Consider the following 12,482-nt stretch of genomic DNA (forward strand, 5'->3'; position numbering starts at 1 on the left):
AAAACTCCTCTGGAGTTTCCCACATTCCAACATCTTAATCAACAACAATAAAAGTGTCTACTTTTTTTAGGACATGACATGCTCCAGTGGGCACTGCTCTAAAGGCTGACTTTCCGGAAGTCCAAAAAGTGGTACAGTTTTCCGGTCAGGCTCCCCTTTTACTAAAGTATGGAGAAAAGGCTTTTCAAGAAGATCGTGTATTCTTTATGGATTCAACGGCATTTGAGGTATTCAGTTGGAAGTTAATCGCGGGCGACCCTGAAACAGCGCTTAAAGCTCCATATTCCGCCGTGTTGACCGAGAGCACGGCTGAGAAATATTTTGGCGAAGAGAATCCCATCGGCAAGACCCTTGAAGGGGGGGCTACCGGTGGACGTGCAGCCCCAGGCTTATATACTGTTACGGGAATCATGGAAGACGTGCCCGCTAATTCGCATTTCACCTTTGATGCGTTAATGTCTATGAGCTCATTCAAGCAATCTTGGCCAGAGGTATTCGACCAGTGGGGATATGTCGATTTTTACACCTATTTTCTCGTTCCTGAAGAATATGATATTGAGAAACTGTCTGCCAAAATTCCTGATTTCCTAAAGCGACATCTTCCATCTAATGACGGCATCTATACCATGTCGTTTGAACCGATGCTCGGAGCATACTTGCAGTCTAAGGCAGACAGGCAACCGGGGATAACCGGAAGCGTTCAAAATCTCTACATCTTCGCCATCATTGGGCTGTTCATTTTATGCATTGCCTGCGCTAATTTCATGAACCTTGCAACCTCACGTTCCATGGAACGGGCTAAAGAAGTGGGCGTAAGGAAGGTGGTAGGCGCCGACCACAAGGGCTTAATTTTTCAATTCATGGGCGAGTCGCTCCTATTGGTGCTCATAGCTGCGATGCTGGCCTTAGCAATTGTTTTTGCCGTGTTACCAACAATGGAAGTCTTTGCTGGAAAACATTTTGCTTTGACGACCTTACTCAACTGGCGCACTTTAGCAGTCTTTATATCGATCGTAGCAATTACGGGTATCACGGCAGGCAGTTACCCTGCCTTGATATTGGCTGGTTTCAAACCCGTGACAGTCCTTAAAGGTACTTTTAAGACGACCGCAAAAGGTGCTACCTTACGTAAAGGGATGGTGGTTTTTCAATTCGGCCTTTCCATTGCGTTGATCGCCGGCACCTTTATAGTATTTTCTCAGTTGAATCATTTACAACGTAAAAATCTCGGCTTTAAGCAAGAGCAGATGCTGGTAATCGACTTTAACTATGACGATAAGGTAACCAACAAGCTGGAAGCCATTAAGAGTACCTTTCTGAAGGAAAAAGAGGTGCTTTCGATTTCCGCTTCGCGCACCGTGCCTGGTGCCTATTTTCCAAATGCCGGCACTGAAATTGAATCCAAGGAGGGCACAATGACGCAATTAGGTCCATCCCTCTATGAGGTGGATGTGGATTTCATCTCACATTTCGGCATCGAGATGGCGGCAGGCAGACCGTATTCGCGGGACTTTCCGGCAGATACCGCACATTCCCTCGTTATCAACGAGGCCGCAGCCAAAAGTTGGGGATATGCCGATCCGCATGACATTATCGGTAAGCGATTTTCGCAATGGGGTCGCGAAGGCCAAGTGATCGGCGTAGTAAAAGACTTCAACTACCTCTCGCTGCATCGAAAAGTGGAACCACTGGCGCTTCGACTCGCTCCGACGAGCAGCAAGTTTCTTACCCTGAAGGTGCAAAGCGATACCGTACCGGAAACCTTGGCCAAATTGGAAAGGATATGGGCGAAATTAGCACCACATCGCCCATTTTTGTATAGTTTCCTTGACGCTAGCTTTAATCGGCAATATGAAGCGGATTTCCGTTTCCGTAGGTTATTTACTGCGTTTTCCGGATTGGCCTTGTTTATCGCTTGCCTAGGCTTATTGGGACTCGCTACTTACACCGCCCAGCAGCGTACCAAAGAGATTGGTGTGCGGAAAGTGCTAGGGGCATCAATTGCCAGTATTGTACGCCTGTTAACATTCGATTTTGTTAAATTGGTGTTGATTGCTATTCTCGTGGCAACACCGGTAGCTTGGTGGGCTATGAATAAATGGTTAGCCGATTTTGCCTATCACATCAATATCCAGTGGTGGGTGTTTGCCTTTGCAGGATTGGCTGCCGTCGTCATAGCGATGCTCACTGTCAGTTGGCAGGCCATCCGCGCGGCCATGGCAAATCCGGTTAAATCATTACGCGAAGAATAGCCGTTCACATGTCAGGCACTATGGAATATCAACGGTGTCATAAAGAGGAGAGTTAACCATTATGCAAATACCATTCTGCGGTCTTTCGAATCCCTTCTTCATAGGGTGTGGGTTTGAAGCCAAAGGTGTTTTCGAATTTGGCAGAGCTAAACTGGAATGGGTAGGCGTCCTGATAATTCATTTCATAGGCCTCCCCCATGAAAGGATTAAACCATCCAATGACCTTCAACAGCCATTTGGGCAATACGGTCACTTTGTTTGAAGCATGCATATAAGTAGCGGCAAGCCGTATAAATTCCCTGCCGTTTAAGGCGGGCTGCACCGACGGGAGGTGCCAAACCTGCCCCATGGCCTCTTGATGTGTAGCCAGCATGTAAAGTGCCCTGGCGGCATCAGGCGTATAGTTATAAGAACGGGGTACATCGGCATTAATAAACCATTGAGCCCGCTTTCCTTTTTTCATATTAGCGAAAACCAAGATGCCCGCAGCACTTTTGTCGGTTACGCCCGGTCCGTAAAAATCAACCGCCCGGGCAATGGCGGCCTCCACCGTTCCTGCTTCCATTTCCTGCTCTAGCATTCGGGCTACCGCTGCCCGTACCTTCCCCTTTTTACTACAAGGCCGATATGGCGTTTCTTCCGTCATGATTCCTTCTACCCTTCCATACATGTACACATCGTCAAAAAAAATGAGCTTTGTCCCATTGGCTTTACAGACATCGATCACATTCCGCATGATCACCGGCCAATCCCGTTGCCAGATCTTGTGATCATATTGGATACCGATGACCAGGTAAACCACCGATGAGCCTTCCAAAGCTGTCGCCAATTGACCGTAATCCAACACATCGGCTTTTCGCGTTTCTACGCCTTTAACTGCTTTGGGGTTTCTCGAAACGAGGCGAACGTTTTCATTATTGGCCAACAATACGGGGAGCAGCTCCTGAGCAATGGTGCCATTGGCACCTAAAATCGTGTGTAGTTTCATCGTCTTACATTTTGTAAGTCAAAAGTATCGTGCAACGGCACTATTAAATTGTAAGAAAACGAAGCGGTGAACTACAGATTGCCCAAACACATATCCTCTCGGGACTTCAGGTATTGTTCGGGGCTGACGCCCAGGTAATAATTGAAGTCGTGTATTAAATGACTTTGATCGTAATAACCGTAACGGTAGGCAATATTTTGCCAGTCGACCATTTCCTTGGCCTTATGCAACGCTCGAATAAGCCTAAGGAAACGCTGATAGCGTTGCTTTTCTTTGGAGGTGAAGCCAAAATGCTTTTTATAGGCCTTCTGGACCGTACGTTCGCTAATCTGCATGTCCGCTGCAACCGCTTTGACTTCGTTTTGTGTTTCGTCGCTGAAATCTGCAAGTTGCGCAGCAATAGGATTTCTGTTTTTAAGATAGGGTTCACACAAATCGAGTAATGGGCGTATTCTTTCCTCAACGCACTTCATCAGGGACAATCGATGCCACAGTTGCTCAAAGCAGTTAGTATCGAGTAGCGCATCAGGATGTACCGGCACCTGTTCTCCTGCCAGGGCGTTGCCAAAAAAACGGTAGAAGGCGTCGTCCTTAAAGTTGACGACCAACAGCTCGCTTCCGGGCTGAACAAGGTAAGTCAGTTGTTTTTTGACAGGTCCGAAGACAAGGCATTTACCGCCATGGATTTCTTGACTCCCCTCCAATATCACTTGGGCAGGTTCGCCAAAATTGAAAACCAAAATAGCCTGAAAAGTGGGAACGAGCGTTTTTGATACAGGGAGAGCACTATCATTCCGCGCGACATAAAAATGGGTCAACACTTCTGCATATTTTTCCGCAACGGCTATTCGGTAACTTGTAAGCGCTTCATCACGCATGGCACAACAATATTTTCCTAATAAAGTTACGATTTTATTTTCATATTAAACAGCGGTCGTATCAAATTGGCGATCAGGAAACGGTTTCTGTCGCCGTCTTATGACCTCACACGCTGATGCTGGCATTAATCTGCCGCTAAGGTATTAACCGGTTTATTCCCCATTTCCAAGCGCAACTCCCCACCTTTTATAATATCGGCATGTGTTAGAAAACTCTTATAGTAAGGCTTACCATTCAACTGAATAGACTGAATATAGATATTCTCGGGCGAATTATGTTCGGCGATAATGGTAAATGCCTTACCACAAGCGTATGCAGGGTCTAAACGAATTTCTATTTTATCGAAGAGCGGACTAGTGATCTCATAACGGCCGTCGGCTGCCGCGATGGGATGTATACCACTTGCAGCCAGAACATACCAAGCCGACATCTGTCCGACATCTTCATTTCCTACCAAACCTTTTTCTACAGCATTATGATAAGCTTGCGTACATATTTTACGCGTCCATTGCTGTGTTAAGGAAGGCTTACCCAGGTGGTTAAACAAAAATGCCGCATGGTGTACAGGTTCATTGGCGTGATTATAAAAAGCATTCCAGTGAAAGTCCTCAGGTGTCTTTTCAAAAAAAGATTCCAAGTCTTGCAACATTCGCTGCTTTCCCCCTAAAAGCCTTGCCAAACCGGAAATATCATGTGGAACAAACCATCCCTGCTGGTAGGGATTACATTCTATCGTGCCGTACCACTCCTTTTCCCTGCCTTCCGTCGGCCAAGGCAACCAATTACCCTGTTCATCTTTCGGCCGGAACCAGCCTTTGTCCGCGTCAAATAGGTTTCGGTATGCAAACGCATCTTGCGCATAACGTTCGGCATCATCTTTCTTTCCCAGTTGTTGGGCTAAAACACTCAGACACCAATCGTTATAGGCATATTCCAAGGTTAAAGAAATTCCCAGGTTGCCAGATGTATAACCTAAACGTCCATTACCAAATTTGTCTAAGGAGCCTACAGCCAATTGGTAAGCGCGATCTACGGGATAATTCCGAATTCCCTTGGTATACGCTTCAGCAAGGACATTTACGGCCGGATTACCGATCATACAACCCGAATAGGCATTCATCATTTCCCAGCGTTCAAAATAGGGTAGCTTTTTTTCCGTAGCAAGATCGGTCAACGATTGTATCAGATCGCTTACTACCTGCGGATTAATTAAGCTTTGTAAGGGCATCTGACTTCTAAACACATCCCAGCCGCTAAAAATGGTACGCCGAGTGTGCTCGCCTTGTGCTTGATGAATCTTAGCATCGCCGCCAGGGAAACGACTATCCACATCCTGTAAGGTGCGCGGATCAATCATCGTTCGGTACAGTGCGGTGTAAAACACCTTTCTTTGCTCGTCCGTACCACCACTGATTTGTATTTTGCTTAGGGCATCTGACCAGCGTTTGCGGGCTTGTTCGTGCAATCCATCGAAATCCCAGTCTTTGATCTCTGCTTTCAGATTCTTTTTTGCGCCAGCTTCATCTACAAAAGAAATGCCTGCTTTCATCAATACTTGCTCCTGATGGGCAGTGGCAAAGGTAGTATAAAAGCCAATATGCTTTCCAGTCGCTTCTTTCAAGCCGTCCACTACTTCCGCATGAGTAATCCATTCCTGATAGTAATCGGCCGTTACATTTTCCAGTTTGCGATGGGCGCTATCGGGAATTTGGGCACGCCAAATACCTACATTTTTTAAGGGCTTACTAAACTCAGCATAAAAGTAAACTGTATAGTCAGCCTTACCATCACCATTGCCCCAGCCCCCGCCATCGGGTGTGCAACGTATCCAACCACTGATACTACGATCGTCCAACACACGAACATGCTGAGCAGTTGCGGTGCCTCCTACACGTCGGGCCAGATCGATCTGTATACGCGACTGTGCATGCTTCGGAAAGGTAAAACGCAGTAGGCCACTGTGCGGAGCAGCCGTCATTTCAGCTTTAATGTGTGTATCAGTTAAATTCACCCCATAATAGCCAGCCGAGGCTTGTTCGCTACTTTTATCATAAAAACTACGGTAGCCTGCACTCTTCCCTTCTACACCGGCATTGGTTTTCAGTGGCCCGGTGCTGGGCATCACTAAAAAATTGCCCAAATCACCGAACCATCCGATGCCGCTCATTTGGGTAAAGGCAAAACCTTCGATGGTCTTATGTTCATAGCTATAGCCCGAACCGTTATCTCCACCGGTAATGGTATTCGGGCCAAGTTGCACCATTCCGAAAGGCGTCGTTGCGCCGGGAATTGTTTTTCCTAGCCCGTGGTACACTCCAGCTACTCCAACGCTGGTGCTAGCGCCAATAAATGGATTTACTTCATCTACGATGTCTGATTTTTCTGCCTGATTAACTGTTCCACATCCAGTGCTAAGCAGCAGCACGAACAAGTTATAGAAAAGCGCGTATAAGATGCGACGTATTTTCATATATTCTAAATAGCCGTTAAGGTAACTCGATGTTTTTTTGGGTTTGTTTACGCGATACATTTCATCACGTAGACGTTGCATTTCTATCTCCAGCTGCTTACGCGTTGACGGCGTTACCACTTCCTTATAATCATCCGTCTTAGCCTTTAGCCAGCCATTATCTTCTTGATGGTTCATAATTGTATCCATGGCGGCAGCATTATCGGCCAGCAAACCTTTAAAATAGGATTTTTGTTTTTTGTTCAAAAACATTTATTTCCTTAAAATCTTCTCCATTGCCTTCCCTTTAGCCAATTCATCGATCAGCTTATCTAAATAACGAATTTGCTGCATGAGTTTGTCTTCGATTTCTTCCACGCGGTGCCCACAAATGACACCGGTAATTTTGGAAGCATTGGGATGGATCTGTGGCGCTTGTGCAAAAAAAGTCTCAAAGTCGGTTTTATCGTCGAGGTGTTGCTGCAGGGTTTGTTCGTCGTATCCTGTTAGCCAAAATATAATCTCATCGACTTCGGCTTTCGTACGACCCTTTTTTTCCGCTTTCTGGATATAGTGGGGATAAACACTGGCAAAAGACATCCGGTAAACTCGGGAAAAATTATTATTCATGTCAACAACTTTTAATTGCTAAGTTAATGTTTTTTGACTTAGCTTTTATTTGTATCTTACCATCGCAACGATTTTAAAACCTTTATTCTGATGATCTCTAGGAGTTGCCGCCCACAAAAAGGAAACAACTCAAAGCTTCATCGCCGTTATAAGATGATACCGATGAAAAAAACAACAATCCTACTATGCTGCGTACTGGCCGCAGGCTCTTTCCTTTACATGACATGGCCAGATGAGCGGGAGAAAACAAAAAAGCGGGAGAAAACCAGTTTTCAGACTTCGCAACATTGGAAGCCGGTTACTGACGTGCAAGCTGACATTGCCATGGTTTACGGTGTCGGTGGAAACCCCTCCGATAAACGTAAAGGCAAATCGTTTGAGGAGCGCGTACAATCCTGGCGCGAACGTGGCTATACCACCCATTTCATGACGGGAATCGCCTGGGGAGAATACCAAGATTACTTCACGGGCGAATGGGACGGACAAGGTCATTTGGATGAAGGACAAGTAGAACAGAACGGCGACACCATTTGGCATGGACATATGGTTCCCTATATTGTGCCGACCGACAACTACCTGAAGTACATAAAAGAGAAACATGTAAAGCGTGTGATCGATGCAGGGATTGACGCCATCTACATGGAAGAACCCGAATTCTGGGCACGGGCAGGGTACAGTGAAGCTTTTAAGAGGGAATGGCAAAAATACTATGGCTTTCCTTGGCGCCCCCAGCACGAATCGCCCGAAAACACCTACTTATCCAACAAGCTGAAATATCAACTATATTATAACGCGCTGAAGGAAGTTTTTACCTACGCCAAGGCCTATGGAAAAAGCAAAGGCATGGATGTACGTTGCTATGTACCTACGCACTCGCTGGTCAATTACTCGCAGTGGCAGATCGTAAGCCCGGAAGCAAGCCTCGCCTCGCTGGATTGCGTAGACGGATATATCGCGCAGGTGTGGACCGGCACTTCCCGTGAGCCCAACTATTTCAATGGAAAGGAAAAAGAACGGGTATTCGAAACCGCTTTTCTGGAATACGGTGCTATGGAATCCATGACAGCTCCTACCGGCAGAAAGCTATTTTTCCTTACGGATCCGATTGAAGATCGTGCCCGCGACTGGATAGACTACAAAAACAACTACGAAGCTACCTTTACAGCCCAGCTGCTGTATCCTCACATTGCCAATTACGAGGTGATGCCCTGGCCCGACCGCATTTACGAAGGTCTGTACCCCATTAGCAAGGGCAGCAAAGAAAAGGCAAAAATCCCACGCCACTATTCCACGCAGATGCAGGTGATGATCAATACGCTAAATAACATGCCAGCTTCCGGGAATAAAGTATCGGGCAGCTCCGGTATCAGTGTACTCATGGCCAACTCACTGATGTTCCAGCGATTCCCAACACACAACGGCTATGAGGATCCGCAGCTGGCCAATTTATACGGTCAGGCCTTGCCTTTTTTAAAGCGCGGCGTTCCGGTGAAGACGGCCCACCTGGAAAATGTATCTTATAAAGAAACCTTAAAGGATACAAAAGTGCTCTTAATGACCTATTCTAATATGAAACCGATGGCAGCCGAGGGCCATGTTTACATCGCCGAATGGGTTAAAGAAGGCGGGGTGCTGATATATAGCGGCCGCGACGAGGATCCTTACCAGACCGTTCAGGAATGGTGGAATACGGGAAAGAATCATTACCAGCGTCCTTCCGATCATCTTTTTCAGCAGATGGGTATCGCCGCCGGCGCTCCGGATGGGCAGTATACCTACGGAAAGGGAAGGGTAGCTATCCTGCGAAAAGACCCCAAAGAATATGTGCTGACGGAAGGTGGCGACAAGAAATTCATTCAGGTGGTCAAAGCACTATACGAGCAGAAGTCGGCCGAAAAACTGATTTTTAAGAATCAGCTATACGTACAAAGAGGGCCCTACGATATCGCTGCCGTTTTGGATGAAAATGACGATGCTAGTCCTTTCGCAATTGAGGGGCCGGTAATCGACCTCTATGACCCTGAACTGCCTGTACTTCGTCAAAAGATCGTTCCTCCGGGCCGACAGGCTTTATTATATCGGCTCGACCGAGTGGAAGAGCCGTCCAAGCCACAGGTACTCGCTTCCGCCTGCGGATCTACGACGAGGACATCAGCGCAAATAGTTATGCATTTGCCTGTCGAAGTCCGTTGAACACCACCAATGTGATGCGTGTCCTCCTGCCCCTTGAACCGAGTCGATTCGTGGTAATGGACTCCAAAGGAAAATCTATCAATAATGTTAAAGCGTCCTGGGATACTTCATCCCACACCTATTTCCTTCAGTTTGAAAATGATCCCGAAGGGGTGCACGTCAAACTGGATTGGTGAGTATGGGATTGCTTTTCAAACTTTTAACCGTATTAACATCAATAAATCAATATGAAGAAAATAAGCCTGACAATTATAAGTCTTTTTATTACCCTAGGGACGTCGCTTGCCCAAAAACCCGTCATGTACTACACGGATTCAAGTTCCGGAAATCCGGTAGCTAAGGACCCTAAAATTATCTCCTTCAAAAATAAATATTGGATGTACTATTCCGTTCCGGGCAAAGATGGAGCGGGCTGGTATATCGGGGTCGCCAGCAGCAAGGATCTGAGCAATTGGCAAAAAGTAGGAGAAATAAAGCCGGGCGCAAATTATGAAAAGAATGGCCTTTGTGCTCCGGGTGCGCTTGTCCGTGGCGACACCGTACATCTATTTTATCAGACCTACGGCAATGGTGCTCGCGATGCCATCTGTCATGCCTATTCGACAGACGGCTTAAATTTTACCAGAAATACTACAAATCCCATATTCAGTCCGAAAGGCGATTGGACTTGCGGTCGCGCCATAGATGCCGAAGTGGTGGCATTTAAAGGAAAGTACTTGCTCTATTTTGCAACACGGGATCAAGCTTTTCAGGTTCAGAAACAGGGTGTAGCATCGGCTTCATTAGGTACAAATTTCAATAGAGATGATTGGACACAACTGACAGATTCTTCTATTTTAGCGCCTTCGCTCCCTTGGGAAAAAAATTGCGTAGAAGGTGCTTCCTGCCTCGTAAAAGGCGACTACCTATACATGTTTTATGCCGGCGCTTACAACAACGAACCGCAGCAAATCGGTGTGGCTCGCAGTAAAGACGGCATCACCTGGGAAAGGATGTCTGATAAACCTTTCTTAAGCAACGGAAAACCGGGCAGTTGGAATGCTGCCGAATCCGGGCATCCGGATATTTTTAAAGATCGGGAAGGCAACTATTGGTTATTCTACCAGGGCAATAATACCGGTGACGGTAAATCTTGGTATTTATCGAACTTAAAATTAGATTGGAAAGGAGATCAATGGCCGCATACGCAATGATCACCTTAGCCACATATTAGTTGTCAAAAGCGATATGCTGACAAAAAAACTAACGGTGTACAATTTATCCGACTCTGGGCATCAATGCTCGATCGTCAAAAAAATGGTAAAAAGAAGACTGCTAAATGCAGGCAGTCTCCTTTTTGAAATGCAAAACTCCTACGCTTCAATTTCCTGATGGGTACTCACCGCAATTCGGTTCCAGGCATTAATCGTCACGATAGCCATAATGATTTGTGCAACTTGGCTTTTGGTAAAAATTGAAACAGCCTTCTGATAGGTTTCCTTGCTTAAGCCTTTTTGATGAACGAGTGTAATTTCTTCAGTCATTGCCAAAGCTGTCTGCTCTTCTTCTGTAAAGAACTTGGTAGCTTCCCGCCATGCGCTTACTAAAAAGATACGTTGATTGCTTTCGCCATTCTCCAAAGCGTCTTTAGTATGCATAGCGATACAATAGGCGCAGCCATTGATTTGTGAGGCGCGGATTTTAATTAGTTCTTTTAAGGTTGGCGAAATTTCGGCTTTTGTCAGATAGCCTTCCAACGCAAACATGGCCTTGAAGGCCTGCGGATCTACAGCGTTGATACTGATACGTTTTTCCATTGCTTTTGATTTAAAAGTTTAACGATACGAAGTTGAAAAACCAAAAACCAAAAAAAATTAAACTGGTTTAAGAAACGTTTCTTTTGCGGATTTCGCTTAAATATTCAGGCGTGATACCTAGATAAGAAGCGATCAAATATTGTGGTACCCGCTGTAAAAATTGTGGCTGGCTCCGGCAAAAGTGATGATATAGTTCTTCCCTTGAAAAGTCGTACAAAAATTTTATCCGCATTTGTGTCGCGGCATAAGCTCGCTGGTATATACAGCGAAAATATTTCTCCATTAGAGGATGTTCTTCTAAAAGTCGACTTTGCCGGTCTTTGCGGATATGAAGTAAATCAGTGTCTTCCACCGTCTGGATATAGAAAGCTGTTTTCAGTTGATGTTCGTAAGCGAAATCATCCGTCATCCACCAATTTTCGATAGCGAATTGTGTTGTCTGTTCTACACCTTTTTCGTTGATAAAGAATTTCCGTAAAAGTCCTTTTGACACAAAATAATTTGATTTGCAGTGCTGCCCCTCTTCAAGTAAATTTTCTTTTTTTTTCACCGACTTTGCTTCGAAAAATCGAGAAATTGCGACAAACTCTTCTTCACTTATTGTGATGAATTTATCTAAATGGGCTTTAAAAATCTGGAACATTTTCTTATTTATTACTTTAGATCGCTAACGGAAATGAATTGTATTCCCATAGCGGGCTCCTACTATGGTCATTCGTCATTTAAGCCCTTTCCTGTAAGGATTTGCGGAATATATTTTTCAACCCTGGCGTTCCGCGTTTTGGATTGTTTGGGTTGACCGAAATAAAAAAGATAAGCTCGTTGCCTTCCGGGAGTTAAGGCATGAAAAGCCTTTCGTAAACCCGCATCCTCGGTTAATCGTCTTTGAAATTCTTCTGGCACAGGATAGTCGGAAGTCTCCTTTAAAGTCACTTTCAAGCCTGACTTTTCGTCTGCTATGGCTTCCTTAATATAAGTTTTAATGAGGGCTTCCTGCTTTTTTATTTGGCTGCTATTTGTAAAACGGATCTGCCGCGCAGATTGAACATTTTCGGTTTGCTGAATGAGTATACCATCCGGATCTTTTAACAGAGCCCCTTTAAAGAACAGCAATGCGCAGTATTCCTTAAAGCCATGTATTAAAACGATATTCTTCCCGCCATAGGTATAGCAGGGGTTTCCCCATTTTAATTCTTCGTTTAGCTGACAGTCGAGTGTAAATCGTCAGCAAAAAGTGGACACGATATTTTAAAAACTTAAGGAGTGTTTTCATCAAAAACGTTAGATTTAATTAT

Annotated in this window: 11 protein-coding genes and 1 pseudogene; 4 read left to right on the forward strand and 8 right to left on the reverse strand. The window is 45.3% G+C overall.

All coding sequences use genetic code 11. The features are described 5' to 3' along the window. Positions 1–86 precede the first annotated feature (86 nt). Entirely contained in the window at positions 87–2,252 is a 2,166-nt protein-coding gene (locus tag EPX21_RS18445) for an FtsX-like permease family protein (RefSeq protein WP_134091146.1), read from the forward strand. A 52-nt stretch (positions 2,253–2,304) separates the two neighbouring features. On the opposite strand, the gene EPX21_RS18450 is transcribed toward EPX21_RS18445, so the two are convergent. From EPX21_RS18450 to EPX21_RS18465, 4 genes are all read right to left on the reverse strand, one after another. Further along, entirely contained in the window at positions 2,305–3,240 is a 936-nt protein-coding gene (locus EPX21_RS18450; protein WP_134091147.1) for an NAD-dependent epimerase/dehydratase family protein, read from the reverse strand. Positions 3,241–3,311: 71 nt separating this feature from the next. After that, a complete protein-coding gene (locus EPX21_RS18455) occupies positions 3,312–4,118 on the reverse strand; it encodes an AraC family transcriptional regulator (RefSeq protein WP_134091148.1) in 807 nt (268 codons plus the stop codon). 125 nt (positions 4,119–4,243) lie between these two features. After that, entirely contained in the window at positions 4,244–6,835 is a 2,592-nt protein-coding gene (locus EPX21_RS18460) for a GH92 family glycosyl hydrolase (protein ID WP_240768728.1), read from the reverse strand. A gap of 6 nt (positions 6,836–6,841) precedes the next feature. Then, a complete protein-coding gene (locus EPX21_RS18465; protein ID WP_134091149.1) occupies positions 6,842–7,198 on the reverse strand; it encodes a DUF2200 domain-containing protein in 357 nt (118 codons plus the stop codon). A 162-nt stretch (positions 7,199–7,360) separates the two neighbouring features. Between EPX21_RS18465 and EPX21_RS18470 the strand changes: the two genes are divergently transcribed. Genes EPX21_RS18470 through EPX21_RS18475 form a run of 3 tightly spaced genes read left to right on the forward strand, consistent with a single transcriptional unit; the run spans position 7,361 to position 10,584 of the window. Beyond that, positions 7,361–9,391, forward strand: a complete 2,031-nt coding sequence (locus EPX21_RS18470) for a hypothetical protein (protein WP_206106109.1) — start codon at positions 7,361–7,363, stop codon at positions 9,389–9,391. Positions 9,392–9,402: 11 nt separating this feature from the next. Continuing rightward, positions 9,403–9,567, forward strand: a complete 165-nt coding sequence (locus tag EPX21_RS22985) for a hypothetical protein (protein ID WP_206106110.1) — start codon at positions 9,403–9,405, stop codon at positions 9,565–9,567. Between the two features lie 51 nt (positions 9,568–9,618). Continuing rightward, on the forward strand, positions 9,619–10,584 hold the full coding sequence (locus EPX21_RS18475) for a family 43 glycosylhydrolase (protein WP_134091150.1): 966 nt from the start codon (positions 9,619–9,621) through the stop codon (positions 10,582–10,584). Positions 10,585–10,743: 159 nt separating this feature from the next. Here EPX21_RS18475 and EPX21_RS18480 read toward each other — a convergent pair whose 3' ends face one another. From EPX21_RS18480 to EPX21_RS23550, 4 genes and pseudogenes are all read right to left on the reverse strand, one after another. Then, complete coding sequence (locus EPX21_RS18480; RefSeq protein WP_134091151.1) at positions 10,744–11,187, reverse strand: carboxymuconolactone decarboxylase family protein; 444 nt, start codon at positions 11,185–11,187, stop codon at positions 10,744–10,746. A 67-nt stretch (positions 11,188–11,254) separates the two neighbouring features. After that, positions 11,255–11,830: a Crp/Fnr family transcriptional regulator gene (locus EPX21_RS18485; protein WP_134091152.1), complete on the reverse strand. Its 576-nt coding sequence runs from the start codon at positions 11,828–11,830 to the stop codon at positions 11,255–11,257. A gap of 68 nt (positions 11,831–11,898) precedes the next feature. Further along, a complete protein-coding gene (locus tag EPX21_RS23545) occupies positions 11,899–12,120 on the reverse strand; it encodes a YdeI family protein (protein WP_370451015.1) in 222 nt (73 codons plus the stop codon). 36 nt (positions 12,121–12,156) lie between these two features. Continuing rightward, a pseudogene (locus EPX21_RS23550) lies at positions 12,157–12,381 on the reverse strand (DUF1801 domain-containing protein); the annotation flags it as partial. Positions 12,382–12,482 lie beyond the last annotated feature (101 nt).

This window comes from Olivibacter sp. XZL3, from assembly GCF_004368405.1.
In the GTDB taxonomy this organism is placed as follows: domain Bacteria; phylum Bacteroidota; class Bacteroidia; order Sphingobacteriales; family Sphingobacteriaceae; genus Olivibacter.

Coding starts and splice junctions, on each gene's coding strand:
- EPX21_RS18485 (WP_134091152.1), bottom strand. CDS start 11,830: ATGTTCCAGATTTTTAAAGCCCATTTAGATAAATTCATCACAATAAGT.
- EPX21_RS18455 (WP_134091148.1), bottom strand. CDS start 4,118: ATGCGTGATGAAGCGCTTACAAGTTACCGAATAGCCGTTGCGGAAAAA.
- EPX21_RS18470 (WP_206106109.1), top strand. CDS start 7,361: ATGAAAAAAACAACAATCCTACTATGCTGCGTACTGGCCGCAGGCTCT.
- EPX21_RS18465 (WP_134091149.1), bottom strand. CDS start 7,198: ATGAATAATAATTTTTCCCGAGTTTACCGGATGTCTTTTGCCAGTGTT.
- EPX21_RS18475 (WP_134091150.1), top strand. CDS start 9,619: ATGAAGAAAATAAGCCTGACAATTATAAGTCTTTTTATTACCCTAGGG.
- EPX21_RS18480 (WP_134091151.1), bottom strand. CDS start 11,187: ATGGAAAAACGTATCAGTATCAACGCTGTAGATCCGCAGGCCTTCAAG.
- EPX21_RS18450 (WP_134091147.1), bottom strand. CDS start 3,240: ATGAAACTACACACGATTTTAGGTGCCAATGGCACCATTGCTCAGGAG.